The sequence below is a fragment of the Pseudomonas sp. W5-36 genome, from assembly GCF_046540455.1.
Taxonomy (GTDB): domain Bacteria; phylum Pseudomonadota; class Gammaproteobacteria; order Pseudomonadales; family Pseudomonadaceae; genus Aquipseudomonas; species Aquipseudomonas graminis_B.
In genome coordinates this window covers 567872-592514 of sequence record NZ_JAXCIQ010000002.1, presented here as the reverse complement: position 1 = coordinate 592514, position 24643 = coordinate 567872, and the positions used below count along the sequence as shown (strand labels likewise).

General features: G+C 56.0%; 23 protein-coding genes and 3 pseudogenes. 14 read left to right on the top strand and 12 right to left on the bottom strand.

Annotated elements, in window-relative coordinates; genetic code table 11:
• Window positions 1-52 precede the first annotated feature (52 nt).
• Both SLW74_RS05675 and SLW74_RS05670 read right to left on the bottom strand, forming a co-directional pair.
• Window positions 53-238, bottom strand: coding sequence for a hypothetical protein (locus SLW74_RS05675; protein WP_065986125.1), 186 nt, complete (start codon window positions 236-238; stop codon window positions 53-55).
• 305 nt (window positions 239-543) lie between these two features.
• Window positions 544-759: pseudogene (locus SLW74_RS05670) on the bottom strand (integrase); the annotation flags it as partial.
• A gap of 477 nt (window positions 760-1236) precedes the next feature.
• Between SLW74_RS05670 and SLW74_RS05665 the strand changes: the two are divergent.
• The 5 genes from SLW74_RS05665 (at window position 1237) to SLW74_RS05645 (ending at window position 3177) form a co-directional block, all read left to right on the top strand.
• Window positions 1237-1509, top strand: coding sequence for a hypothetical protein (locus SLW74_RS05665; protein ID WP_346631566.1), 273 nt, complete (start codon window positions 1237-1239; stop codon window positions 1507-1509).
• Window positions 1510-1608: 99 nt separating this feature from the next.
• Window positions 1609-1863: an AbrB/MazE/SpoVT family DNA-binding domain-containing protein gene (locus SLW74_RS05660; RefSeq protein WP_110946599.1), complete on the top strand. Its 255-nt coding sequence runs from the start codon at window positions 1609-1611 to the stop codon at window positions 1861-1863.
• Complete coding sequence (locus tag SLW74_RS05655) at window positions 1860-2207, top strand: type II toxin-antitoxin system ChpB family toxin (protein ID WP_083232973.1); 348 nt, start codon at window positions 1860-1862, stop codon at window positions 2205-2207. Before SLW74_RS05660 ends, SLW74_RS05655 begins: the two co-directional genes overlap by 4 nt.
• 68 nt (window positions 2208-2275) lie before the next feature.
• Window positions 2276-2641 carry a hypothetical protein gene (locus SLW74_RS05650; protein WP_346631558.1) on the top strand — a complete coding sequence of 122 codons (366 nt, stop codon included), beginning with the start codon at window positions 2276-2278 and terminating at the stop codon, window positions 2639-2641.
• On the top strand, window positions 2638-3177 hold the full coding sequence (locus tag SLW74_RS05645) for a hypothetical protein (protein WP_065986131.1): 540 nt from the start codon (window positions 2638-2640) through the stop codon (window positions 3175-3177). The genes SLW74_RS05650 and SLW74_RS05645 overlap by 4 nt, the downstream gene beginning before the upstream one ends.
• A 193-nt stretch (window positions 3178-3370) precedes the next feature.
• Here the strand turns inward: SLW74_RS05645 and SLW74_RS05640 are convergent, their stop codons facing one another.
• A complete protein-coding gene (locus tag SLW74_RS05640) occupies window positions 3371-5398 on the bottom strand; it encodes a TonB-dependent receptor (protein WP_410928344.1) in 2028 nt (675 codons plus the stop codon).
• Window positions 5399-5803: 405 nt separating this feature from the next.
• Between SLW74_RS05640 and SLW74_RS05635 the strand changes: the two genes are divergently transcribed.
• Window positions 5804-6901 (top strand): alpha/beta hydrolase, encoded by a 1098-nt coding sequence (locus SLW74_RS05635; RefSeq protein WP_410928343.1) that lies wholly within the window; start codon window positions 5804-5806, stop codon window positions 6899-6901.
• Between the two features lie 78 nt (window positions 6902-6979).
• Window positions 6980-7259, top strand: a pseudogene (locus SLW74_RS05630) (IS3 family transposase); the annotation flags it as partial.
• A gap of 390 nt (window positions 7260-7649) precedes the next feature.
• Here SLW74_RS05630 and SLW74_RS05625 read toward each other — a convergent pair.
• The 3 genes and pseudogenes from SLW74_RS05625 to SLW74_RS05615 form a co-directional block, all read right to left on the bottom strand.
• A complete protein-coding gene (locus SLW74_RS05625) occupies window positions 7650-8837 on the bottom strand; it encodes an MFS transporter (RefSeq protein ID WP_369317933.1) in 1188 nt (395 codons plus the stop codon).
• 97 nt (window positions 8838-8934) lie between these two features.
• Window positions 8935-10128: an MFS transporter gene (locus SLW74_RS05620; RefSeq protein ID WP_369317932.1), complete on the bottom strand. Its 1194-nt coding sequence runs from the start codon at window positions 10126-10128 to the stop codon at window positions 8935-8937.
• A gap of 451 nt (window positions 10129-10579) precedes the next feature.
• A pseudogene (locus tag SLW74_RS05615) lies at window positions 10580-10771 on the bottom strand (hypothetical protein); the annotation flags it as partial.
• A gap of 476 nt (window positions 10772-11247) precedes the next feature.
• Between SLW74_RS05615 and paoA the strand changes: the two are divergent.
• From paoA to SLW74_RS05595, 4 genes are read left to right on the top strand one after another with little or no spacing between them, the layout of a single operon-like run.
• Window positions 11248-11871, top strand: a complete 624-nt coding sequence (gene paoA / locus SLW74_RS05610; protein WP_369318162.1) for an aldehyde dehydrogenase iron-sulfur subunit PaoA — start codon at window positions 11248-11250, stop codon at window positions 11869-11871.
• Window positions 11868-12824 (top strand): FAD binding domain-containing protein, encoded by a 957-nt coding sequence (locus tag SLW74_RS05605; RefSeq protein WP_369317931.1) that lies wholly within the window; start codon window positions 11868-11870, stop codon window positions 12822-12824. Before paoA ends, SLW74_RS05605 begins: the two co-directional genes overlap by 4 nt.
• Window positions 12821-15022: an aldehyde oxidoreductase molybdenum-binding subunit PaoC gene (gene paoC, locus SLW74_RS05600; RefSeq protein ID WP_369317930.1), complete on the top strand. Its 2202-nt coding sequence runs from the start codon at window positions 12821-12823 to the stop codon at window positions 15020-15022. The genes SLW74_RS05605 and paoC overlap by 4 nt, the downstream gene beginning before the upstream one ends.
• Window positions 15023-15030: 8 nt before the next feature.
• Complete coding sequence (locus SLW74_RS05595) at window positions 15031-15807, top strand: carboxymuconolactone decarboxylase family protein (RefSeq protein ID WP_369317929.1); 777 nt, start codon at window positions 15031-15033, stop codon at window positions 15805-15807.
• Between the two features lie 15 nt (window positions 15808-15822).
• On the opposite strand, the gene SLW74_RS05590 is transcribed toward SLW74_RS05595, so the two are convergent.
• Window positions 15823-17226: an MFS transporter gene (locus SLW74_RS05590; RefSeq protein WP_369317928.1), complete on the bottom strand. Its 1404-nt coding sequence runs from the start codon at window positions 17224-17226 to the stop codon at window positions 15823-15825.
• Window positions 17223-17699, bottom strand: coding sequence for a cupin domain-containing protein (locus SLW74_RS05585; RefSeq protein ID WP_369317927.1), 477 nt, complete (start codon window positions 17697-17699; stop codon window positions 17223-17225). Before SLW74_RS05585 ends, SLW74_RS05590 begins: the two co-directional genes overlap by 4 nt.
• Window positions 17700-17800: 101 nt before the next feature.
• Between SLW74_RS05585 and SLW74_RS05580 the strand changes: the two genes are divergently transcribed.
• From SLW74_RS05580 to SLW74_RS05570, 3 genes are all read left to right on the top strand, one after another.
• Entirely contained in the window at window positions 17801-18706 is a 906-nt protein-coding gene (locus SLW74_RS05580) for a LysR family transcriptional regulator (protein ID WP_410928342.1), read from the top strand.
• A 129-nt stretch (window positions 18707-18835) separates the two neighbouring features.
• The gene (locus SLW74_RS05575; protein WP_369317925.1) at window positions 18836-19588 is read left to right on the top strand and encodes a YkgJ family cysteine cluster protein; all 753 of its coding nucleotides are present in this window, start codon (window positions 18836-18838) and stop codon (window positions 19586-19588) included.
• Window positions 19589-19624: 36 nt separating this feature from the next.
• Complete coding sequence (locus tag SLW74_RS05570) at window positions 19625-20677, top strand: alpha/beta hydrolase (protein ID WP_369317924.1); 1053 nt, start codon at window positions 19625-19627, stop codon at window positions 20675-20677.
• Between the two features lie 48 nt (window positions 20678-20725).
• On the opposite strand, the gene SLW74_RS05565 is transcribed toward SLW74_RS05570, so the two are convergent.
• From SLW74_RS05565 to SLW74_RS05550, 4 genes are all read right to left on the bottom strand, one after another.
• Complete coding sequence (locus tag SLW74_RS05565; RefSeq protein WP_369318161.1) at window positions 20726-21778, bottom strand: aldo/keto reductase; 1053 nt, start codon at window positions 21776-21778, stop codon at window positions 20726-20728.
• Window positions 21779-21959: 181 nt separating this feature from the next.
• Window positions 21960-22733 (bottom strand): SDR family oxidoreductase, encoded by a 774-nt coding sequence (locus tag SLW74_RS05560; RefSeq protein WP_369317923.1) that lies wholly within the window; start codon window positions 22731-22733, stop codon window positions 21960-21962.
• A gap of 78 nt (window positions 22734-22811) precedes the next feature.
• Window positions 22812-23804 carry an aldo/keto reductase gene (locus SLW74_RS05555; RefSeq protein WP_369317922.1) on the bottom strand — a complete coding sequence of 331 codons (993 nt, stop codon included), beginning with the start codon at window positions 23802-23804 and terminating at the stop codon, window positions 22812-22814.
• A 76-nt stretch (window positions 23805-23880) separates the two neighbouring features.
• The gene (locus SLW74_RS05550) at window positions 23881-24471 is read right to left on the bottom strand and encodes a flavodoxin (RefSeq protein WP_410928341.1); all 591 of its coding nucleotides are present in this window, start codon (window positions 24469-24471) and stop codon (window positions 23881-23883) included.
• Between the last annotated feature and the right edge of the window lie 172 nt (window positions 24472-24643).

Below are 24643 nucleotides of genomic sequence, written 5' to 3'. Positions count from 1 at the left end.
CCTAGAGGGCATTTCCATGATCAAGGCACTTCCCTTACCTTTACTCTTCGCATTAGCGCTTGGCTTGCCTGGCTGTGAAAAATCGTCCGAAGACCACACGCAAGATGCCAACAAGCATTAACAAGCGTCTGATCAGAAACAGGTTGAGGGTAATCCCGGGCAGGCCGCTGATGAGAAGGCTCAGGCTGATAAGGACTATGCTGAGGCTCATGAAGCCCGAGCTTCTGAAGATCGCCATCAGGCCCCATCCTTAGCTGTGCCTGGGTATATCAAAGCTCCAGAAAAAAACTGATCGCGAGGATAATGCTCACCTCCCACGCGCGGGCGTGAGATTAATTTTCCTTGCCGCCGACGCGCCCGATAATTTCTGGAACAGGTGCATCTCAGCGCTGCATCCCTGCGCAGGATGGCGGAGCTGAATGCAGCAAAGTCGCCGAGATGGCGGTGTGTTCGAGACGGTGTGCAGATAAAGCGCATCCCCTCGGGCAGACCCGATCGCCTTTAATGCTAGAGTTCGGTAGGTGTGTTCGCCATCCGCTTACGCCATGGCTGCACCTTGGCGATATCCGCCTCGTGTTCCAGGGCATTGGTGGCTGCCGTTGCGCGCAGCCCGTGTACGAGTCCCGCAACCTCTACCCCTGCAGCTCTGGCGTAGTGCCCTACCACCGCATAGAGGCCGTCGGCGCTGATCCCTGCACCCGTTGCGCGGCCGCGCAGCGGGTGGAAGAGGGGAGCCGTGCTGTCCTGCTGATCATGGCCGCAAACGCATACCGGATCTTGTTGCCATCTGAGCCACCTCGATTGCCTGCTTTCTGTACTGATTCATACGGCAGGAAGTGTCACAGCGGGCTTTAACAGACTGGCGAGCGTTATATGAATGCGGGCCTGCTGGAACCTACCGCAGCGTTCCAGCTCGGCGGCCATCTCCAGATGCCAGTCCCTCATTTATAGTGACCACAGGCTACGAAGCCGAAGTGAGTCATGATCTGCCTGCCGGAGTCGCGTTCCTGCAAAAGCCTTGGAGTTTGGACCAGCTGGTTCAGACAGCTAGGCACATGCTCAAAACGGCCACTGATCGCGGTTAGATATGTCGGGTACTATGTTTAGTTGGTCCCACATCAGGACCCGCCTAGGCGGTTTTTTTGCTGCTTGCTAGACGTAACAAGCCTTGGGATTGACGTACCATAAGCCCGCCCTGTTGCTGCGCCCTGGTCCCTTTCCTCCTAGGAGCTGGTTATGCCACCTGCCGATCTCGATTTTCTGGACACCTCGGATCTGCCGCGTGGTTTGAGTGAGCAGGCCTATGCCACCTGGCGCGTGGCCCTGCGCGACCTGTATAGCAGCCAGACCGAGGTTCAGGTCGAATATGGCTATCAGTTCTGTCGCGGTTTTATCCAGGCCCTGCAGGACATGCAGGCAATCGAACCCGATGTGTACCTATTTCTCGAGGCTCAGGTGCATGGCGTATGGATCGAGCGCATTTCTGCCCTTAAGGCACGAGGTCACTGACGCGCTTTGGAGCTGGCATTGTAGATACTATGTTTATACAAAAAGCTTGCGGTTAGTGTTTTTGGTATCTACAATGTGTATACTTTTTAGGAGGCTGTTATGGAAGTCAAAGTGCAGCAGTGGGGCAATAGCGCGGCGATACGCTTGCCTGCAACCGTGCTTAAGCTGATGAATCTGGTTAGTGGCGATGTGTTGAAACTCGATGTATCCGCCGAGGTTATGACGCTCAAGCCTGCGAAGGCCAAGCCGCATTACGCGCTGGCCGAGCTCATGGCGCAGTGTGACTTGAGCGCGCCGGAACCTGCCGACATGGCAGCGTGGAATGCGATGTCAGCCGTTGGGCGTGAAGCGTGAAGCGAGCCAAATTAAACCGTGGCGATATTGTGCGCTTGAACATGAATCCCACCGCTGGCCGTGAGCAGCAAGGCGATTTTCGTCCGGCGCTGATCATTTCGCCTGCGGCGTTCAACGTGTCGGGCTTGGTCCTGATCGCGCCCATCACCCAAGGCGGGGATTTTGCCCGATATGCCGGCTTTGCCGTGCCACTGAGCGGTTCCGGCACCGAGACGCAAGGTGTGGTGTTGTGTAATCAAATCCGCACCGTTGACCTTGAGGCCCGTGGGGGTAAGCGCGTAGAGGCGGTCCCCGAGGTGGTGATGGACGATGTACTGGCCCGCATTCAAGTGCTGATTGAGTAAAGAAAAAATGATCAAACGCCTGACCAAAATTGCATTTCTATCTTGCCTTGTAACAAGGGATCAATGTCATGCCGATGATCGACCCCGACGAAATCAAGCCTACGATCGACTCAGTGCAGGCTGCTTTTGCGGCTTACAGTGATGCTGGCCAAGCCTATGCACGGGAGCGCAATCATCACCCCCATGACGCAGGTGGGCTACAGCGCACTTACGAAGCCATAAGCCAAACCGGGCAGGCGTACGAAGATGCCCAATCTGCCTTGATTCCTATTGTCCACCACGTTATTGGCAAGGCCGAGCGCAGCGCGGCTTCTTCAATGCAAGACGCGGATTGGCCGATGAAAAGACACTTTGCTGCACCCCAAGCCCCGGGTACTGGCAACCCTTGTAACCAAGGGCAGGGCACACATAACTTGTTAAGGAATGCCTCATGAATGGATACGAAAGCCCCAGCATTGAGTCTGCACATGCAGGGTATCGACTGTCCTGGTTGGCCTATGTCAGCACCGTCTTGACGATAATTTTTTTCATTGCTGTTTCAATTAGCATTGGCGGGTGGACGTTACACAACGCGCAAACGGATGCTGCTTTTCGGCTCGGCATGGCAGTGAGCGTGTTTGTTCTGGTAGTTTCGCTGCCTCTCTGTATCTACAAAATCCTCTTTCTCAGAAGCGTGCGGGTTTACACGGATGACGTTGGAGTTTGGCTGTACCGGGGGATTTTGCCTTGGAGCAAAGGGGTTCGTGGCGTGAAGTGGCGGGACATTGAAGATGCTATGTATTACACAGGTTTTCTCAGCTGGATGTTCCGCTCCTATACCGTGCGTATTGGCCACCGTTTTACCAAGACAAGCGAAATCTACGTGCACCATCTGGCACAAGGTCAGAACGCGGTCGAGCACATCAATCAGCTTCATCAAAGCATTCTCAGAGGCGAGCTAAGCTCGGTGGCTGAGCTTGAAGTCAGATAAATGTGTCCTAGGATTTGCGGGCTGATGCCTTTTAGGGCGAAAAGTCACCTTGCCCACTACCAGCTCCGCGACAATGGAAACATCTTGAATGCAATCAGAACAGAGCTTGAGAGAGTGGCCGTCGCGTGCGGACCATTTTACATGCTGAGCTCAGGTCGCCGATACGTGGTATCGGCGGTTGGGTGAAAGCAGGTTAGAAGTTTGTTCGCAAACCAACTTCGACACTTCTTCCCTGAGCAGGCGCAATATCGCGAAGAATTGAGCTGGCGTACCTCACAGTCTGATTCGTCAAGTTTTCACCATTAACGAATGCCAGCCATTGGCTACCGCCCAGGTCAAATTTGTACCCTGCACTCGCGCCTAAAGTCGTATAGCCGTCAGTTCCGGATTCATTATCCGGCACGTTGTGCTGCGAGCTCGCATGCTCGACGTCGACCCTGGCCTGCCATTTGTCCAGCTCCCACAGCAGCCCACTGTTCAGTCGCAGGGGGGCGATACGCGGCAAAGCCTCGCCAGTGTCCAGATTCTTAGCGCGGGTATAGTCACCGGAAAGCTCCAGCGCAATGTTACCGTAGCGAGTCTCAGCCAGCTTCCAATGATCCTGTGCTTCGAAACCGGCAAATCGAGCACGTACGCCTGAGTAGGTGAATTCAGGGATGCCGTCGGCGTCCTCTTCACCCTCGTCGTTGAGCGATCGGCCGCTACTCAATAGCCCAATGTAATTCGAAAAATGGCTATAAAATACGCCTACGCTGCCCTTATGGGCGCCATTGTCAAACCGTAGCGCCAAGTCGCTGGACACTGCTTTTTCCTTGGATAAGTCAACGTCACCTACCTCGTAAGTGCCTGTGGCAACGTGTGCACCGTTGGCGTACAGCTCGTAAAACGTTGGCGCACGTTCGGTATAGCCCAGAGTTGCTGCCAATGACCAGACCGGCGTAAGCGTATACACCGCGCCTGACGACAAGCTACCAGTAGTAAAACTGCTAGAGCGATCAGCGCTATTAAACCGCATGTTGCCCTTAGCATCCGGATCGACTGTCGTGTGCTCCAGGCGACCGCCCAAGCTCAGCATGAGTCGGTCACTGGATTGCAGTTCTTCGAGAATGAACAGAGCTCCAGCATTGGTATCGGTCTGCGGCACAAATGCTTCGTCACCAAGCGCGGAAAACTCACCGCGCGTCAACTGCGCACCCACCACACCATTAAGCGGTCCTATCGGCTGATGGCGGGCCTCCACCCGAGTCTCATAACCCTTGTTTTTGAAGGTGGTGCCTATCTCGCCGTCTTCAATCTCCATGTGTTTGTAGTCTGTGTACCCTGCGTCTAATTTCACAGATGTGAAGGGACCGGACAGATTGCGGACCTCAGAAGCAAACGCGTAGTGATCTTGCTCCATGCGGATGCGTACGTCCTGCTCGGCAGGCGATCCGTAGTTAGAGTCGTAATTGCTGTAGGACACTCCGGCATAACCGTCATCCCATGTGTAGGAGCCACCTACGGCACCACCTTCTTGGCGCCCGTCGCTGTTGCCGAGGCGATGTTTTTCATCGTCTCCCTCTTCGCGGGTCCGTTGATCAGAGGTGCGAGCGTAGCCCGGGATACGCAGGTCATTAAAATTACGAGCATTGGCATCGATGTGCAGCGCAAATTGACCGTTGCCGGCTTCCAGCTTTCCGGCGCTACTACGCGTGGTGTCGGCACCGCCATATCGCAATTCACCGGAACCGTGTATGCCTTCGATGGATTCAACAGGAATGCGGTTGTCCAATGTATTTACCACGCCGCCAATGGCACTGCCTCCATATAACAATGCAGCGGGGCCACGCACGATTTCGATGCGATCAACATTGACAGGATCCAGCGGCACCGCATGGTCGTAAGAAAGCGACGACGCATCCAGTGCGCCAACGCCATTACGCAAGATCCTGATTCGATCGCCGTCCAACCCGCGGATGATTGGCCGACTGGCGCCTGGTCCGAAATAAGACGACGACACGGCTGGTTGATTGTTCAAGGTTTCGCCCAAACTGCCCCTCTGCGCAAGGGTCAGTTTATCTCCGGTGAGGACAGTGCTCGGCAAAGCCAGCTGCTCGCTACCTAGTGGATTCGCGGTAATCACTTGTGGATCTACTTCTATGGCGTAGGCCGGCGATGCAATCATTAAAGCTGTTGCAATGGGCGGGAGGCGCCAGAATTGCAATTTGGGGCAGCGAGACATGCAGGTTTCCTTGGGGACAATGAAAAATATCGGACATGTTATAACATAACTTTTAAGGTGCAATTGTTTGGATTGCCGACTGATTGAGGAAGTCATAACCGAGCGCGAGGCTGGCTTATCTCAGCCCACCTGAATCGGTCCGCAATCGGTGATCATTACCGGGCGTGCGGTATGCCCTGGCTGTATGGAAAGCCTGGCATTGGAAGATTAGAAAACGGCAACTAGTGGCCGACCGCGTCGTGGGAAAAGTCGGCCAGCAGCGTTGGATTTAGCTCCCTACCGCTGATCCGTATAAACGCTGTCTGCCTTGAACACTACTTGTTTTCCTCGGACAAAGCGTAGGCGCGGCTTCTGCAGCGCCCGCCGCCACTTCGTGGCCATAGCTGCACCCATCGAGGATTCACCATGCGTTCTTCCCATCCAATACGTTGTGCCCTGGTTGCTGCAGTAACCGCCGTCAGCTTGGCAACCTTGGCCGGTTGCGCTCGCGATCCGGAAAAACCTACTTTGTCGGAATTAGCTGTCAGCTCGACCAAGAGCTTGTTCCGCACTGACAGCGACATGCAGAAAGTGCTCAACGCCCAAGCGGCCTTCGATCCTAAAGCCATTGAAAAAACCACGCCGGACGAAGCCCGTAAGCAGCCTACTGTGGCAGATGGTGTAAAGCAGGTACTGGCCGACCAGAAGCGTGACAGCAGCCCCACAGCACTGGTCCCGGGCGTGACAACCCGTGAGATCACCGTAGCCGGTGCTGCAGGGAACTTGCCAGCAACCGTCTATACCCCTGCTGGTAACGGACCATTCCCGGTAGTACTGTATTTCCACGGCGGCGGTTGGGTGATCGCGGACCGCACCGTGTATGACGGTGGCGCCCGCGGCCTGGCCAAGCAGGCCAATGCTATCGTGGTGTCAGTGGACTACCGTCGCGCGCCTGAATATAAATTCCCGGCAGCCCATCTAGACGCTGTTGCTGCCTACCGCTGGCTCACTACCAACGCGGCTAGCATTGGCGGAGACTCTAAGCGCCTAGCGTTGGCCGGCGAAAGCGCCGGGGGCAATCTGGCGCTCGCCACTGCTGTGGCTGCACGCGACCAGGGCTTGACCTCGCCCAAGAGTGTGATTGCTGTATACCCAGTGGGACAGACCACGACCAACACTGAGTCGTACTTGAAGTACGCTGACGCCAAGCCACTCAATCGCCCCATGATGCTTTGGTTCGTGGCCAATGTGACCAAGAGCTCTGCCGATCTGAAGGATCCACGTTTGGATCTTGTGCACGCCAACCTTCACGGTCTGCCGCCAGTGACTCTGATCAACGCCGAGATCGACCCGCTGCGTGATGACGGTGCGCAACTGGAGCAGGCGTTGCGAAACCAGGGCGTAAGCGTGGAGCGCAAGCTGTATGACGGCGTGACCCACGAGTTTTTCGGCACCGCTGCGGTGGTGGAAAAGGCTCAGGAAGCACAGGCCTATGCCGGCGCTCGCCTGAAGGCAGCATTCTAACCAGCCCTCTGGCTGCTGCGATGTCAAACCGTAGCAGTCAGCACCTTGGCTTACAGCTGGGTCAAATCGTAGCTCATCCAAGAGCAGCGTCAGCAAGACGATGACCAGCAAGCCTAGATGCGTCAACTTCGCTCTGAACTCAAGCGTGTGAATGAAGAGCGAGACATCTAAAAAAAGCCGCCGCCTACTATGCAAAAGAGTGCGGCCGAAGTACGCGTTCATCAAGAAGCACCCAACTGATTACCCGGTACGGCGCCTTTGCCAAACTCTCAGGGTGCACCCCAGCGGCTCCTACGCCTGGCTGGGCGAGCCTCAATCTGCCCGACAAAAACGTATCTCTTATGATCGTAAGCTTTTATGTCGCGTTCCATAACGGGGTTTACGTTAAATGCCTATTTTCATCCGGCTGGTGAGATTGCAGCAGGCTGAGGGTTGTTAGTGGCCGGCAACCCGGGCTCCGTTGACCAGTCATAGTCCAACTAACCGGCTGCTTTCGACCCAAAGCAGCCCTTCGTCGTCGGCAGCAGTCGGGCACCCCGCCCATCATCCCTACTGCGTATTACCTGCCTTTTTCTTTGCCCACTCTAAATGAAATCTCTAAATGCATCGCCTGGCTTGCGCAGGGGGCGGAGGGGCGGCTCACGTGTTCCACGCAGCCTTACCTCTCGACGGCCGCCAAGCCCTCCAAGCACTCGTGGCTGTTACTGAATGTGGCCTGCATCAGGCGGCAACTCCAACCATGAGTCTGTCACTCGCCCCCTCTCATGCGTCGAGCGATCAGATATACCGCCAGTCCTGCAAGTGCGGTCGCAGCGCCGATGTAGCCAGTGCTCGTCCAGCCAAAGCCAGCTGTGATCGCCATTCCCCCTAACCACGGGCCTAACGCATTTGCAAGATTGAATGCAGCATGGTTAGACGCTGCCGCCAAGCTAGGCGCTTCGTGGGCTATGTCCATTAACCGAATCTGAAGCGGAGCGGCTAAAGCAATCATTGTCCCGACTAGACCAACACCCAGCATCACCCCCCAGGTCGATTCTGCGGCTAAAGGGAAGAACATCAATACGGCTATAGACCATACGAGAACAACCCCTACCGCACGGAATTGCAAACGGTCAAACAATTTGCCGCCAACGATATTGCCGATGATACCGCCCAAGCCGAATGCTGCGAGCCCAAATGGAATCATCTCTGGGGACGTCCGGGTTACTTCAAGCATCGTCGGCGCTAGGTAGCTGAAAACCGAGAACATACCTGAAAAGCCGATTGCAGCGATGGACAGAGCCATCCAAACCTGAGGTTTCTTGAACGCCTGTAACTCCTTACGTGGATCACTACGGACTTCGTCTCGACGATCAGGAACAAAGAGCCACACCAAGGCAATGGTAGCAACTGCAATGACGCCTACGAGCGCGAACGCCGAACGCCAGCCGAAGAACTGCCCCAGAAATGTAGCTACAGGGTTACCAAGTAGCATCGCTAGGGTTAACCCCATCATCACGCGCGCTACAGCTCCAGCACGCTTATTCGCCGGCACCATACTTGAAGCCACCACTGCTGCAATACCGAAATACGCTCCGTGTGGTAATCCGCTGATGAATCGAAATGCAACCAAGCTACCAAACGTCGGCGTATACGCAGTGGCAAGGTTGCCCACCGCGTAGAGAACCATTAGCAGGATTAAAAGATGCTTACGCAACATCTTGGCACCAAGGATCGCCAACAACGGTGCCCCTACCATTACGCCCAACGCGTAGGCACTGATGGCATGCCCCACTTGAGGCTCACTGAGATGCAAATTGCTGGCGATGTCTGGCATCAACCCCATAATGGCGAACTCACCCGTACCAATGGCGAAACTGCCCAACGCCATGGCAGCCTCCATCTTGACCGCGGCACGCACAGGCAAAACATAAGCGGGTGTTTGCTGGATAGACATATGAAGTGCTCTGATCTTGAAGAAAGAATAGGAAAAATGAGCGCGGATCCACGGTCCGGAAGAGCCTTGAAACCCTCTCCCCGCACCAGTGATGCTTTTACTCAATGAATCGATTACGGCCCGCCATTACGGCAAAGAAGATTTGTAGAACTGCCGCCACCAAAAGCATCCAAAGCGATTCCTGCCAGGTGCCGAAAACGCTGTGAAGCCAGCCTGCCAAGAATGGGCCCGCGGCCCCCAAACCGTAGCCTACGCACTGTGCCATAGCCGAAAGCGAACTTGCCTGGTGGTGATCACGAACGCGCAGACCAAATAAAGTCAGGCATGTGACCATAGACGCACCTGCCCCGACGCCTGCAAACAACAGCCATACCAAAGACATTGAAGGAGCCCACACAAGCCCTGCCATACCGATCGCCACCGCCAGCGAGCATAGAAATCCCATTAGGCGTTGATCTTTCATTCGCTTGATTGCGACGGAAGTGGAAAGGTTAGCCACGACAGCGACCGCTTGATAAGCAAAGAGGTGCAAGCCCGACTGTGATGCCCCTATTCCTATTGAATTTGCCATCGCGGGGTACCAGTCAATCACGGTGTAGAAAGTCACAGTCTGTAAAGCCATAAACATCGAGACTTGCCATGCGATCGTGCTTCCCCAGACTGACTTTGCGGCGTGTGGCGCTGGTATCGCCACACGCCCGCGGGCCTGCCGGAGATGAGGTAACCAGCAAACGATAGCTACGAGGGCGAGGACAAACCACACTCCCAAGGATACCTTCCACGTGTAGCCTGATAACGAGGACAGAGGCGCTGACAGTCCACTCGCAAGCGCAGCCATCAACGCCATAATTGCAGCATAAAGACCGATACACAGCGCTGCGTGAGTTGGGAAGTCCCGTTTCACAAGGGGCACAATGAGCACGTTGGCTGTAGCGATACCTCCGCCGATGAGAAGCGTACCGACCCATAGTCCGGTAGCTGTACCGCTAGACCGGATTAGGCAGCCCATAGCAATGAGACACAGCGCACCAAACAAAGCCTGTTCAAGGCCGAAGCGTCTCGTGAGCCATGGAGCCAGTGGCGACGCAGAAGCGAACATCAGAAGTGGAAGCGCGTTCAGGAAACCCGCGGCAGCCGCACTCAAAGAAAAATAATGTTGCACCTGATCCAATACTGGGCCAAGCGACGTAATAGGCGCTCGCAAATTGGCAGCGATCAGCAGAATGCCGAGCAGCAAGGATGATGCTAATACAGATGTACCGGCCCGAACGGCCGACGAGGAAGACGTCATAGAGACCACTCACAACTTAAGGACGGATTTGCCCTATGGTTGCGTTGGTTGACGTTAACGCTTACGCAAAGCGCTGTAGAGCACAATGTCTACTGGGGAATATACCCAAACGACATCATCTGCTTCAAGCCATGGAACAATTTGCCGCAGGACTTGGCGTCAAGCCCCCTATTCTCCAACCTGTGTACGGATTGTATTCAAGGAGACCTCTAGGCTCGGTCACTACGGCGCATTGATTATCTCTGAACCTTGACATTGAATGTGTGATTCGGGAATTCATAACGGCTGCGACAAATGGAAATATAGCAACTCACCTCATCTGTTCGACCAGCGTAGGGGGTTGCCAAATCAGATAACAGCTGGCACTGAGTGCCGCGCCATTGGCCGTAAGTGGAATATCCGGATGGCTTCGCCCTGCCTAGCTTGCGAAGTCGCATTCTGTTTACGCCCGATTACTGTGATCGGTGACAGCTACACAGTCCATTTCGGCGGCCATGTACTTAAGTAGCCATTTTTCAGGGGGGCAGCTTGTTAGGGGGCTAATCGCAGCTTGCCAAGCACTCGTATCCCTAGATGCTGGGGTATGCGTATGAAAATCGAATTTCTACCAGCGGGCGCCGGCGTATGGCCAAGGCTGACTCATGTTCTCTCCTTGTTGGCCATGCTTAACGGCTTCTTGCCGATAGTGCTCGTGTCCAGTTACAGATAGCACTATGCCGTAATCGTATCGCTCAATCGCCCGATGCGGCTAGATGATTGTCCTAAGCGACGGCGCGCCATGACCTAGTGGGGTTTAAGTGAAACCCTAACTAGGTGGTTTTGTTCTCAATGCATGTCGTGTTTGGGAAGTGTCCAGATCACTCGACCGCGCCCGGTACTTTGCCCAATTATCTCATGCACATTGCCAGCTTAAACCGCGTCATCAACCATTCATGAACGGTGCTCATGGGCCTATACGCGGTTACGGCATAGTCGCTAGCCACACAAGACGCTAAGTTCGGTAGATATACGCACCTATGAAACCGATGCAATGGCGAGCGATTTTACGCGTGCCCCTCTGTTCATGAACAGGCCATACAGCTTTCCTGAGGAATACTGACCGTGGATACGATCGACAGGATGCCGTTGACCCGGCGCGAATTCCTTATCGTAGGGGTAGTCACCTCTGCGACCATTACTCTGCCCCCATTTATCACTGCAAAGGCCAGTGCCGCCAACGCCGCGCAACCAAACAAATCGCAGCTCGTTATCAATATCAACGGCACGACACAGGCGCTTGTACTTGATACCCGAACGACGTTGCTGGATGCATTGCGCGATCATTTGCACCTGACCGGCACCAAGAAAGGGTGCGACCACGGTCAATGCGGCGCTTGCACCGTCATCGCCAACGGCACCAGGATCAATTCATGTCTGACGCTGGCCGTTATGCATCAAGGTTCCAGGATTACCACCATTGAGGGCTTGGGCAGTACCGAGAAACTACACCCCATGCAGGCAGCTTTCATCAAACATGATGGCTATCAATGCGGTTATTGCACGCCAGGGCAAATTTGCTCAGCGGTAGCGGTTCTTGAAGAGATTCGCGCCGGCATTCCCAGCCATGTCAGTGAAAACCTCACCGAAGCGCCGCGACTTGTCGCCCGGGAGATTCAGGAGCGCATGAGCGGCAACATCTGCCGTTGCGGCGCCTATTCGAACATTATCGAGGCGATTACCGAAGTCGCGCAGGAGACCGTATGAGGCCGTTCAATTATCTGCGCCCCGGATCTCCGGCAGAAGCGGCTACCCAGGCCGCCCAATTTGAAGGCGCACGCTTCATTGCCGGGGGTACCAATTTAGTGGATCTGATGAAGCTCGAGATCGAAGCCCCCACGCATTTGATTGACGTGAACGGACTGGGGATGGACACCATTGAGCCCACGTCCGAAGGCGGGCTGCGTATTGGGGCCTTGGTACGCAACACCGATCTGGCTGCCGACGCTCGCGTAAGAAAAGATTACGCGGTGCTCTCTAGAGCCCTGCTAGCAGGTGCCTCGGGACAACTTCGCAACGTCGCGACGACGGCAGGCAATTTACTGCAACGCACACGCTGCCCCTATTTCTACGATACCAACATGGCGTGCAACAAACGCAAGCCCGGCACTGGCTGCGCAGCCATTGGGGGGGTTAGCCGCCAACTCGCTATCATCGGCACGAGCAGTAACTGCATTGCCACCCATCCAAGCGACATGGCGGTAGCGATGCGTTTGCTGGATGCCACGGTTGAGACTGTTCGGGCTCACGGTCGTGTCCGCTCCATTCCAATAGCCGACTTCCATCGGCTGCCCGCCAACACGCCGAATATCGAAACAGCCCTTTTCCCAGATGAGCTGGTGACCGCTGTTACGCTGCCCAAGCCGCTAGGTGGCGCGCATCTGTATCACAAGGTGCGCGACCGCGCATCGTACGCGTTTGCCCTGATCTCGGTGGCGACCATCGTTCAGCCCGACGGAACCGGCCGGGTAGCGCTGGGCGGTGTCGCTCATAAGCCATGGCGCATGGAAGCTGCTGACGCGCTGATGCCAAAAGGTGCCAAGGCGGTCATGGACAGACTGCTCGCCGGTGCCGCTCCTGCTCATGACAATGCCTTCAAGATTGTCTTGGCGGAACGAACACTGGCGTCGGTACTATCCCAAGCGAGGGCTCAGTCATGAAGTTCGATTCGCCGACGGGTGACAATCCGATAGACCAGTTGAAAGTCATTGGCCAGCCCCTTGATCGAATCGAAGGACCGTTGAAGGTTACGGGCGCTGCTCGCTATGCCTACGAGAATCATGAGCCGGTCCCGGACGCTGTGTACGGTTATATCGTAGGTGCTGGTATTGGCAAAGGTCGTATAGCCCGAATACAGACAGACGCTGCGCAGGAAGCATCGGGCGTGCTGGTTGTCATTACCGCAGCAAATGCCGGCCCCCTCGGGAAAAGTGAGTTCAATGCTGCCAGGGCGCTTGGTGGCCCGGACATCGACCATTACCATCAGGCAATTGCGATGGTGGTCGCACAGACTTTCGAGGAGGCGCGCTCGGCCGCGCAGTTGATCGAAGTGGAATATGCACCAGGCCAAGGCCGATTTGACCTGGAGGCTGAACGCCCTAATGCCCAGATTCCTAAAAGCGGGCCCGATACGGACATCGGCCAGTTCGATCAGGCCTTCAACCAGGCGACCGTGCAAGTCGACGTGACGTACACCACGCCTGACCAAGCCCACGCGATGATGGAGCCTCATGCATCCGTTGCGCGATGGCAGGGGGACCAGTTGACGTTATGGTGCTCGATTCAGCTGCTGTCGTGGAGCAAGCGCGACCTTTCGAAGATCCTCGGCGTGCCACCACAAAACATCCGCCTGCTTTCGCCTTACATCGGTGGCGGTTTCGGGGGAAAGGCATCGGTGCTGGCAGACGCGGTCTTGGCATCGGTTGCGGCACGTCAGCTCGGCAAGCCGGTTAAGGTTGCGCTCACCAGGCCCATGATGTTCAACAACACCACTCACCGGCCTGCCACGATCCAGCGCGTGCGCTTGGGTGCCGATAGCTCAGGACTTATCACAGCGATCGGCCACGAAACCCTGTCCGGCAATCTCCCAGGCGGACCGTACGAAAAGGCGGTCACTCAGACCCAAGTCCTATACGCCGGTGCCAACCGCATGACCCGCGCTCGCTTGGCCGTGCTGGACCTCCCTGAAGGCAATGCGATGCGTGCACCAGGAGAGGCATCTGGAATGATGGCCCTCGAGGGCGCCATGGATGAATTAGCAGTGGCCCTGAATATTGACCCAGTCAAACTGCGCATTTTGAACGACACGCAGGTGGTGCCGGGAGAACCTTCCCGGCAATTCTCGACACGCGAGCTGATCAAGTGTCTGGAGATAGGCGCGCAGCATTTCGGCTGGGATCAGCGTTCGTCCGCTCCAGGCAGCCAGCGCGATGGTCGCTGGCTGATAGGCATGGGCATGGCCTCGGCGATTCGCGGTAATCCCATCCGCGATTCCGCGGCGCGCGTGCATTTGGATGCTCATGGCCTCATCACAGTCGAAACCGACATGACCGACATCGGTACTGGCAGCTACACCATCCTCGGGCAGACAGCCGCCGAGACTCTGGGTGTTAGCCTGGACAAGGTGGTGGTTCGCCTGGGTGATTCTAACTTCCCTACGTCGGCAGGCTCCGCTGGCCAGCGAGGTGCTAACTCATCCACCTCCGGAGTGTATGCCGCCAGCATGAAGCTGCGCACGCTTATTGCCGAAACGATCGGTATCGACCCCGCCACTGCGCAGTTCACGGATGGCCAGGTGCGAGGCGGCGGCAAAAGCATGTCTCTTGCAGAAGTCGCTCGCCACGGCACGTTGATGGCCGAAGATATCCTGGAGTTCGGCAAGGCCCGTGAAGAGCGCGAGCACCAGACCTTTGGCGCGCATTTCGTTCAAGTCCGAGTCGATGCTGCAACCGGGGAGGTGCGTATTGACCGCATGCTGGCCGTCTGCGCTGCCGGTCGCATACTCAATCCCAAGACCGCGCGCAGCCAGATCATTGGCGCCATGACCATGGGTGCCGGCGCGGCGCTGATGGAGGAATTAGTGGTCGACAAGCGTCACGGTTTCTTCGTTAACCACGATCTTGCCGGGTATGAAGTACCGGTGCACGCCGACATTCCGCATCAGGAAGTCATTTTCATCGACGAAGTAGATGCTTACTCATCACCGATGAAAGCCAAGGGCGTAGGGGAGCTTGGCATCTCAGGTGTCGCTGCGGCCATTGCAAACGCTGTCTATAACGCCACTGGAGTTCGGGTTCGGGAATATCCAATCACCTTGGACAAATTCCTTGATCACCTGCCACCGATTGCTATCACCTGAGAGGCACCATGAGACTGATTGCACCCGTATTCGCGACGTTGTGTCTTGCTGCCGTGACCGAGGCTGGAGCTAGCTCAGCCAAGCCGGACCCCAAGCCTGCGCCCCATGTGCAGGAGGTCACGCCAAAGCTCTATGACTACACCACGCAGCTGCTGTTTGGGGAAGTCTGGAAGCGTCCGCAATTGGCGAGCCGCGACCGGAGTCTGATCACCCTCTCTGCCCTTATTGCAAACGGCCAGAGTGCACAGCTGACTGGCCATATCAAGCTAGGCTTGGACAACGGTCTAAAGCCGAGCGAGATCAGCGCCCTCATTACCCATCTTGCTTTTTACGCAGGCTGGCCGAACGCGATGTCAGCAGCGGGGGTGGCCCATCAGGTATTTACCGAGCGCAACATTGCCCATGACCAAATCGTGCCGGCAATCACCGAGCCCCTAAGTCTGGACGCAGATAGCGAAGCCAAACGGCGTGCCGCTGTGCGATCGGCGACCGAGGAAGTAGCACCGAAGCTGGGCGATTACACCAACGATGTCTTGTTCGCAGACCTTTGGCGTGATCCGAGCCTGACGGCTAGAGACCGTAGCTTGGTCACCGTCGCCGCCCTTGTCGCACAGGGCCAGACCGCACAGTTGCCGTTCCACTTGAACCGCGCGATGGACAATGGCCTGAGCAAGACCGAGGCTTCTGAAGTGGTGACACACCTGGCGTTCTACGTCGGCTGGCCAAAAGCAATGTCGGCAGTGCCGGTATTCAAGGAAGTCTTCGAGTTCCGGGCAAAGAGCTGAGCATACGGCTATAAGCTATCCGCGCTCCTGAACAACTGCAGCGCTTGCAGGGGTTTGTCGCACGATGAGAGCAAGCACCACGATCAACGCCAATACCAGCAAGACAGCGCTCCAAACGAAGGCCATGGAAATACCCGCCGTTACCGCTTCGATTGAGTCCGAGGAACGCGCTCCATAGCTGTAGGCAACGGTTAGCACGCTGAGCCCTAAGGTGCCACCGAGTTGATGGCTGACGTTGACTAAACCTGATGCTGCGCCAGTGTCGGCCGATTGCACATCGGTCATCGCTGCAGTGGTCAACGGACTGAGGCAGGCACCTTGACTCAGGCCGATCAGTAGCAGCGGTACCACGACGCTAAGGTAATGGTTGTCGGCGCGTATTCCAGACAGCCACACCATGCCGACACATCCCATAGCCACCGCGCCTGCCAATAACGCTCCGTTTCCAAACAGGCGGGTTAGCCGCGGTATGGCCAAGGCGGCGGAGAAGTTTGCTAAGGTAGTCGGTAGAAAGGCCAACCCTGCCTCGCTGGCGTTGAAGCCAAGCACCTCCTGCAGGTACTGAGTTGTGAAGAAGTAAAAGCTCATCATCGCACCCAGGAACAACAGTCGAGCGCTGTACGCACCGGCGCGTACCCGGTGCTGGAACAGACGCAGCGGCAATATCGGCTCTTGGGTTCGCGCTTCATGAAAGCTAAAAATCGACAGTAGAACGAGGCCAACGATCAGCCCTATTACTGTGTGCTTATCGCTCCACCCTGCATGGGCGGCAGTGACGATGCCGAAGACCAGGCTGGTCATGCCCACCGTCGACAGCAACGCACCCGCCAAATCGAATGTGCTTGGTTGCACAGGCGTTTCGCGGACGACGCGCAGCGTTACCCATATCAGTACCAAGCCAAGCGGAAGGTTGATCAGGAAGCCCACACGCCATGATGCCCATTGGGTCAGAACGCCACCGATAAGCAGGCCGACACTTGAGCCGACGCCGGCGGTAGCGCCATACCAGGCGATCGCACGGGTACGTTGCTGCCCTTCAAAATTGACCAGCAACAACGCCAAAGAGGACGGCGCAAGAATCGCTGCACCCGCGCCCTGTAGAGCCCGCGCAGAAACCAGCAACCACTGACTTTGCGCCATTGCCACCAGCAGCGAGGCGAGCATGAACACGCCCAGGCCCGTGACGAACATGCGGCGGCGACCGAGTATGTCCCCGGCACGTGCGCCGAGCAACAATAAGCCGCCAAAGGCCAGGGTGTAGGCATTCTGCACCCATGACAGGCCTGTGGTGCTCATCGCGAACGTTTGGCGAATTTGCGGCAACGCGGTAATGACCACGGAGGTATCCAGTACGATCATCAGATAGCTGCACAAGATGACCAGCAGGATTCTCCACTGGCTGCGAGACAGTGGAATCATTGCGCCTGACCATAATCCGCATCGCTGACCTGTTCGAGCCAGTCGACGGTCTTGCCGTCCAATGCCTCGGCAATCGCGATATGGCTCAACCCGGTATCCGGCCCTGCACCATGCCAATGCTTAACATGCGGGGGTATCCAGACAGTGTCGCCCGGACGGATCCGCTGTGGCGCCTGCCCTTGCTGCTGCACATACCCCGCTCCTGCAGTCACAATCAGCGTCTGACCCAACGGATGGGTGTGCCAGGCAGTTCGAGCACCCGGCTCGAACGTCACGGTTGCGCCACCTACACGTGCGCCGCCGGTGCCTTTGAAAGGCGTATCAACGCGGACCTTCCCGGTAAAATATTCCGCCGGTCCTACGACCGACGGCTGAGAACCTGCGGGTGTCACGACAACGTTTATGGGCTGGGCACCTTCGCTTTCAGCGGTAAGCAGAGACAGTGAGAGCGCTGCTGCGGCAAGTGTCTTCATCACGAATCTCCGAGGCTTTTGCAAAGATTTGTAATCTATCAGTTACATGTAAATTCTATTAGTCACTAGAATCCACATAAATCAATGAGTGAGATTCATTAATGCTTCGCGAAAATGCTAGTGATCTGCTCGCCTTTCTGGCGGTAGCGAGGGAACGCAGTTTCACGAAGGCCGCCGGCAAGCTAGGCGTGTCCCAGTCGGCCCTCAGTCATACGATTCGCGGCTTGGAGGCGAGATTAGGTTTGAGGCTGTTGACCCGGACCACGCGAAGCGTGTCACCGACTGAGGCAGGAGAGCGACTCATCAGTACGGTAGGGCCTAGCTTTGAGGAGATTGAGTTTGCCTTGGCAGCGCTTAGCGATCTGCGTGACAGACCTGCGGGTAACATTCGTATCAATGCCATGGACCATGCATTGGAGCTGGTCATTCGCCCTGTTCTAAAAAACTTTCTGCCCAACTATCCCGATATTTCGGTCGAGGTTTGCTGCGACTACAGCTTTGTCGACATTGCTGCGCAGGGCTTCGATGCAGGCGTACGACTCGGCGAGGCGGTTGCCGACGGCATGATTGCGACGCGCATCGGCCCCGATCTGCGCATGCTGGTCTTAGGCTCACCAGCCTATTTCGCTGATCGGGAAAAACCCATCACACCTCGCTGTCTGCCCAAGCATCTTTGCAACAACCTGCGCCTGCCGACTAACGGGGGAGTGTATGCATGGGAGTTCGAGAAGGATGAGGAAACACTGAATGTGCGTGTAGCCGGACAGATCACGTATAACGGCGTTTATCAACTGCTGGATGCCGCGTTGGATGGCTTCGGTCTGAGCTACATCCCTGAGGACATAGCAGCGCCATATATCGCCAGTGGGCAACTGCAGGTAGTGCTTGAAGATTGGAGCCCTTGGTATTCAGGATTTCATCTGTACTACCCAAGTAGACGGCAAGCGTCGCCCGCTTTTGCTTTACTAGTCGAAGCGTTGCGCTATCGACCTACTTTGGTTGATTAATGATGTCGACTCATAACTCCTAGCGCAGCGCAGCGGCTAATCAAACGATGCTACTGGCCCTAGTATGCCGTAGGGTTCCTGCACAGGTACCAGAGGTACTAGGAAATCGTTATTTCGCGGAGAGTCCACATGCACTATCCAACCCGCTTTAGTTGTGTCGGTTGCGGAGCATGCTGCAAAGGACGCTTCATTCCTCTCACGCTGGGGGAGACCAGGCAATGGCTTGAGCGTGGCGATGATGTGGCAATCCTGCTTGAGGCCTTTAGCCGTCCGCATTGGCCGGTTTCAGAACAGGAATACCAGCACAGTCTGCTGCGATCGGCACAGGTGTCATGTGGCGCTACGCAGGTGCAGGTCACAGCCATTTTCGCTGCCCACGCTCTTACCCAGTGCCCCAATCTACAACGTGATGACCTTTGCGGTATTTACGAAAATCGCCCGCTCGTGTGCCGTATTTACCCGATGGAGATCAATCCTTTCATCGAGCTTGAGCCGCAAGCCAAAGATTGCCCGCCCGAAGCGTGGGAACCGAACACAATCATTATCAGCGATGCATCCGCAGATCCTGCGCTGAGCTCGCTGATCCAGGCATCTCGGCTGGCAGACCAGAATGACGCAGGCCTGAAGATATCGATCTGTAATCAGATGGGCATCAATGTCGCTGCATGGAAGGCCGAAGCCTTCGTCATCCACTTTCCCGAACGTGATCAGTTCCTCGAAGCCGTTAATGGCCAAACGTCTAGTTTTCAAGGCGACCAGAGCGACCTAGGGGCATGGATGCTCCGGGTAGCGAGCCCCGCGCTTTGCAATGAGCTGAAGAATGGGCAACTTGCGTTGGATGAGGCCGAACATCCCAACTATATCTTTCATGCCCTGAAATGACTTCAATCCTGCATACTTGAAAAGGAGAAAGTGTATATGAGCAAACTTTTTCGACATACTGCGCTTGCAGCGCTGGTGGGTGTAGCAAGTGGAGATCTGCTTGCGGCCGACTACAAGAAGAACCCATTCACGTTAGCCTACGACGGTGCGATTACTAAAAACGAACCGGGTAAAGTCAATATCCGCCCTGTCAGCTATAAACTTAATGGATTAGATATAGCAGCGAACGTCTACATTCCGGCTAACTATGACCCTAAAGGTCATTATCCAACTATTGTAGTGGCGCACCCAAACGGCGGCGTCAAGGAACAGGTTGCAGGTCTGTACGCGCAACGTCTAGCTGAAGTGGGTTACCTCACCATCACCGCCGATGCAGCTTACCAGGGTGCTAGCGGCGGTGAGCCGCGAAGCGTTGACAAGCCTGCCTACCGAATCGAAGACATTCATGGCATGGCCGACTTCATCACTCGGTATGATGGCGCCGATAGCACGCGCCTGGGCCTGCTAGGCATCTGCGGTGGTGGCGGATACTCGTTGGCCGCCGCCGAAACGGACAAACGATTCAAAGCGGTTGCCACGGTGAGCATGTTCAATTCGGGACGTGTGCGCCGCAATGGCTATGTCGACTCACAGCTTGACTCGGTACAAGTACGGCTGCAGCAAGCTTCTGCGGCCAGGGCCCAAGAGGCGGCAGGCGGGGCTGTTATGTATTCAGGGGATGCCAATCTCAGCGATGAACAAATCGCTAAACTACCCTTCGACTTGTATCGTCAGGGCTACGAGTACTACTGGAAGACCCATGCCCACCCAAACTCAACATTCAAGTACACGACGAGCAGCCTGATTGACTTGATGCGCTTCGACGCCACGGACCAGATAGCGCTAATTCAGCAACCTCTGCTAATGATTGCGGGCACGAAGGCTGACAGTCTTTACATGACTGAGGATGCGTTTACCAAAGCGACTGGTACTAAGGATAAGGAGTTGTTCAAACTCGACGGCGCAACTCACATCGAAACCTACTGGGTTCCCAAATACGTGAGTGCCGCCATCGATAAACTCAACACCTTCTATACGCGTACCCTCTAAGGTCCCGGAGTTAAGTAACCCCCCGTCCGCTTCGTTCGTTGAAGCGGACTATTTGACAGGTGCCTCCACTCCAGAGAATGCCAGTACTGCATCGGGTAACCGTGAACCTTTGACCTCAATCGCTCGCACGGATCGATCCAGCTCGGCGATCTCCGCCGGCGTGAATTGCACACTGACCGCACCCACGTTATCCAGCATATGAGCCATCTGTGTCGTGCCCGGAATCGGTACGATCCAAGGCTTCTGGGCGAGCAGCCACGCCAGCGAAATCTGCCCGGGGCTGGCGTGCTTGCGCTGCGCCCAGGCGTTCAGCAAGTCTACCAAAGCCATGTTGTGTGCCAAATTTGCGGTGGAAAACCGTCCTTCGATGCCGCGAATGTCACCCTCAGCGAACCGGGTTTTTGCATCGATTGCACCTGTCAAAAAGCCTACCCCCAGAGGGCTCCACGGTACGAAGCCAATCCCCAGCTTTTCACAGGTCGATAAAACATCTTGCTCAGGGCCCCGCCAAAGCATCGAGTATTCGCTTTGAACGGCGCTCACCGGCTGCTCTGCATGTGCTCGACGTAGCGTGTCGAGCCCCATTTCGCACAGTCCCCAGTGAAGGACCTTGCCTTGTGCCATCAGGTTCTTGATAGCCCCTGCGACATCTTCGATCGGGACCTGAGGGTCCACTCGATGCTGGTAAAGCAAATCGATTCGGTCGGTACGCAGCCGCTTTAACATACCCTCAACGGCGCTCTGGATGTGCTCGGGGCGACTATTCAGACCAGGACGACGCTCCCCGGTTATGGGGTCGATGTTCCAGCCGAACTTGGAGGCAATGACGCATTGGTCTCGAATAGGGGATAACCCCTCGCCTAAAATGCGTTCCACTTCGAGCGGACCATACGCTTCTGCCGCATCGAAGAAGGTCACGTCATGGTCATGAGCCGTGCGAATGATGTTGATCATCTCGGGACGGTTAGGGATGGTCGTCTGGTAGGTACGACTCATGTTTTGTACGCCCAATCCAATACTGGAGACCTCCAAAGAGCCCAGCTTTCGTCTTCCAAGGGTAGGCTGGCTGCTAGGCACGGTATCCCCGCTCGCGGAAGTCATCGCGCCAAGCGCCGTCGCTGCGCTCGCGAAGGCCGGCGCTATGGCAACGCCGCCCATTGCACCCAGCAATAAGCGACGACTCAGTTCAACCTTAGAAACCATTCGGGTAATCCTCAAAAATCCTGCGAGCAAGCCGTGCTCAGCGAGCGGTCCCTTGGGAGATAAAGAAGTTTGAATACGATCAGTGCGCGAACCGGGTCTTGATATCCGCAAGCGCCTGCAGCACCGAATCCGGCTCTTTAGCCGCAGGAAGACTGTCCCGGTCGCCTATGGCGTCCTGCCCACTTGAAAGGTCTGCTGGTACGGTCGAAAATAACGGCTCCAGATCCGTCTGAGCCAGGCCCGGATCAGCTACGAGCTCAAACGTTTTGCGTGTTGCCGCTTGAGAGGTCAACGAAGCAACCAACACCTGAGCAATTTGTTTACGTGAAACAACGCCGTCGGCGGGCGATCCAGTCCAATGCGTATCCCCCTGACGCATCACCAGTTTCTGCTGATTGGGCGAGTTGTAGTCGAACCAGCCTGGTCGCACGATGGTGTAGGGCAGTCCACTGGCGCGGACGAGCCGCTCACCTCGTCGTTTCCAGTCGTGACCTACTGACGGCTTTGTCACACCTACAGTGGTCATCAAGGCGATGCGAGTCGGCGCTTTGAGCACAGTAAGCACGTTAAGTATGGCCCCGTAGTTCACCGACTCTGCGCCTTTTGCATCATTACCACTGATGCCGTGGGTGAAGATGACGCCTGTTACCCCGGCAACAGCCTCAGCCAGGGTCTCAGCACGCGTCAAATCGCCCACCACAACGGCCACCTCTTCGGCGAACAGCTCGGCCTGAGAGGGATCACGGACCAGTGCTCGAGTTTGGTAGCCTCTGCGCAGCGACTCGGCGACAGTCGGCTGACCGATGCTACCGCTTGCTCCAACGACCAGCACGATAGGATTATCGGTATTCATAGCTGTATCACCTTCGAGATCAGCGTTTGCTGGGGTAGAGCGAAAGCAGCAGCGGGCAGGCTGACCCGGGACGGTTGCTCAATGCCCAACCATTTTCATTGCAGCTTCAGGCAAACGGTCGCCTAGGATCTCGATTTTCGATATAGCCGAATTGATTACCGCCAATTCCTCATGAGTTAAACGCAACTCTGCGGCACCCAGATTTTCTTCCAGTCGGTGAAGCTTAGTGGTGCCTGGAATCGGTACGATCCATGGCTGCTGTGCTAATAGCCAACCCAGAGCCACCTGAGCCGGGGTTGCTTGTTTGCGCTCTGCCAACTCCGTAAGGAGTCTTACCAGAACGCTGTTAGCTTTACGCGCTTCGACGGAGAACCTCGGTACGTGATTACGAAAATCGTTGGGTGCGAAAACCGTATGTTCGTCAATCTGCCCGGTTAGAAAACCTGCTCCAAGTGGGCTGAAGGGCACGAAGCCAACATTGAGCTCTCCAAGCAACGGCAACAAATCAAGCTCCGGTCCCCGCCAGAACAGTGAATATTCGCTCTGTACGGCGGTGAGGGGCTGAACTGCGTGAGCCCGACGGATAGTCTGAATCCCAGCTTCCGAGAGCCCGAAGTGCTTGACCTTGCCTTGCCCAATAAGCTCCTTGACAGTGCCAGCGACATCTTCGATTGGCACTTCCGGGTCGACCCGGTGTTGGTACAGCAGATCGATGTGATCGGTGCCCAAGCGCTTAAGGCTTGCCTCAACCGCAGCCTTGATATGTTCCGGCTTGCTGTTGGTGCCCGCGCCGCGTGCGCCTGTCTGCGGATCAATGTTGAAGCCAAATTTTGTCGCAATGACGACTTGGTCCCGGATGGGCGCGAGGGCTTTACCTAACAGCGTTTCGTTGGTGAGCGGACCATAGGCTTCTGCTGTGTCGAAAAGGGTGACGCCGCGCTCGTGAGCACTGCGTATCAGTTCGATCATGTCCTTGCTGTTGGCAGCCGGACCATAGACCTCGGTCATACTCATGCAGCCAAGGCCAATGGCTGAGACTTCCAGGCCGTTACCGAGCATGCGGGTTTTCATAATGACTCCTCGAATCAAAGCTCTCTGAGCTTGGGTAGCAGACACAGCTTTGCAGCTCGCACTGCCATTGCCTTGCTCAAGCGGGTAGTTGTATATCTTCAAGCCAGCCGTTGACTTGGTCCATGGTCCTGCGCTCTTGATCAGCCTGCATCTCAAATCCTTTTTGCAGCAGCGCTCCAGGGGCATGACGCGTGAGTACGTGGTAACTGCTACCTAAGCCGTAGCCACCGTGAGTAATAAATGTCACAAGAACCTTGCCATTCAGATCATGGCTGGACAAAAACGATCTGATGACGGGAGGCGTGGTTTCGCCCCAAATGGGGAAACCCAGAAAAATCAGGTCGTAATTGGCCATGTTCGACACATGGGCGGCGAGCAAAGGCTCGAAATTGCTGTCACGCTCCCGGTGTGCTTGCTCTACTGTGCCCAAGTAATCTTCGGGATAAGCATCTGCAGGAGCGATCTCGAAGAGGTCAGCCTGCTGAGCGCGCTGAAGCAGACCAGCGACAACCTTGGTATTACCTGAGCGGGTGAAATAAGCGACCAGAACTTTAGAGCCTCCAGGAGCCCCACCCTTGCCTTGGGACGTTAGCGAGGCGCCAAGCAAAGGCAAGCTTGCCAATGCCGCTACCACCTTGCGGCGCTTGGGGTTGTGGATTGCGGTCATCTGTTCCTCGCTGGTTGCTCGAGTATTTTTCAAGCACATTAGCGATGCGGATGTGTGAAGACTAGTCAGCTGATCGTTCTAAGGTTTATGAGCGTTGCTCATTAATTGGTAGAACAAACTAAACGCCTCATCATTGAAGCTGTCACTGTATTAAGGCTCGCACCGAGCTGGC

Excerpts from the sequence above, each read along its gene's own strand:
- SLW74_RS05585 (WP_369317927.1), bottom strand. The coding sequence starts at position 17,699 with ATGAAGACACTTGCCGCAGCAGCGCTCTCACTGTCTCTGCTTACCGCT.
- SLW74_RS05575 (WP_369317925.1), top strand. The coding sequence starts at position 18,836 with ATGCACTATCCAACCCGCTTTAGTTGTGTCGGTTGCGGAGCATGCTGC.
- SLW74_RS05620 (WP_369317932.1), bottom strand. The coding sequence starts at position 10,128 with ATGACGTCTTCCTCGTCGGCCGTTCGGGCCGGTACATCTGTATTAGCA.
- SLW74_RS05595 (WP_369317929.1), top strand. The coding sequence starts at position 15,031 with ATGAGACTGATTGCACCCGTATTCGCGACGTTGTGTCTTGCTGCCGTG.
- SLW74_RS05570 (WP_369317924.1), top strand. The coding sequence starts at position 19,625 with ATGAGCAAACTTTTTCGACATACTGCGCTTGCAGCGCTGGTGGGTGTA.
- SLW74_RS05650 (WP_346631558.1), top strand. The coding sequence starts at position 2,276 with ATGCCGATGATCGACCCCGACGAAATCAAGCCTACGATCGACTCAGTG.
- SLW74_RS05590 (WP_369317928.1), bottom strand. The coding sequence starts at position 17,226 with ATGATTCCACTGTCTCGCAGCCAGTGGAGAATCCTGCTGGTCATCTTG.
- paoA (WP_369318162.1), top strand. The coding sequence starts at position 11,248 with ATGCCGTTGACCCGGCGCGAATTCCTTATCGTAGGGGTAGTCACCTCT.
- SLW74_RS05665 (WP_346631566.1), top strand. The coding sequence starts at position 1,237 with ATGCCACCTGCCGATCTCGATTTTCTGGACACCTCGGATCTGCCGCGT.
- paoC (WP_369317930.1), top strand. The coding sequence starts at position 12,821 with ATGAAGTTCGATTCGCCGACGGGTGACAATCCGATAGACCAGTTGAAA.
- SLW74_RS05605 (WP_369317931.1), top strand. The coding sequence starts at position 11,868 with ATGAGGCCGTTCAATTATCTGCGCCCCGGATCTCCGGCAGAAGCGGCT.
- SLW74_RS05580 (WP_410928342.1), top strand. The coding sequence starts at position 17,801 with ATGCTTCGCGAAAATGCTAGTGATCTGCTCGCCTTTCTGGCGGTAGCG.
- SLW74_RS05550 (WP_410928341.1), bottom strand. The coding sequence starts at position 24,471 with ATGACCGCAATCCACAACCCCAAGCGCCGCAAGGTGGTAGCGGCATTG.
- SLW74_RS05625 (WP_369317933.1), bottom strand. The coding sequence starts at position 8,837 with ATGTCTATCCAGCAAACACCCGCTTATGTTTTGCCTGTGCGTGCCGCG.
- SLW74_RS05565 (WP_369318161.1), bottom strand. The coding sequence starts at position 21,778 with ATGACTTCCGCGAGCGGGGATACCGTGCCTAGCAGCCAGCCTACCCTT.
- SLW74_RS05660 (WP_110946599.1), top strand. The coding sequence starts at position 1,609 with ATGGAAGTCAAAGTGCAGCAGTGGGGCAATAGCGCGGCGATACGCTTG.
- SLW74_RS05675 (WP_065986125.1), bottom strand. The coding sequence starts at position 238 with ATGGCGATCTTCAGAAGCTCGGGCTTCATGAGCCTCAGCATAGTCCTT.
- SLW74_RS05635 (WP_410928343.1), top strand. The coding sequence starts at position 5,804 with ATGCGTTCTTCCCATCCAATACGTTGTGCCCTGGTTGCTGCAGTAACC.
- SLW74_RS05645 (WP_065986131.1), top strand. The coding sequence starts at position 2,638 with ATGAATGGATACGAAAGCCCCAGCATTGAGTCTGCACATGCAGGGTAT.
- SLW74_RS05640 (WP_410928344.1), bottom strand. The coding sequence starts at position 5,398 with ATGTCTCGCTGCCCCAAATTGCAATTCTGGCGCCTCCCGCCCATTGCA.
- SLW74_RS05555 (WP_369317922.1), bottom strand. The coding sequence starts at position 23,804 with ATGAAAACCCGCATGCTCGGTAACGGCCTGGAAGTCTCAGCCATTGGC.
- SLW74_RS05560 (WP_369317923.1), bottom strand. The coding sequence starts at position 22,733 with ATGAATACCGATAATCCTATCGTGCTGGTCGTTGGAGCAAGCGGTAGC.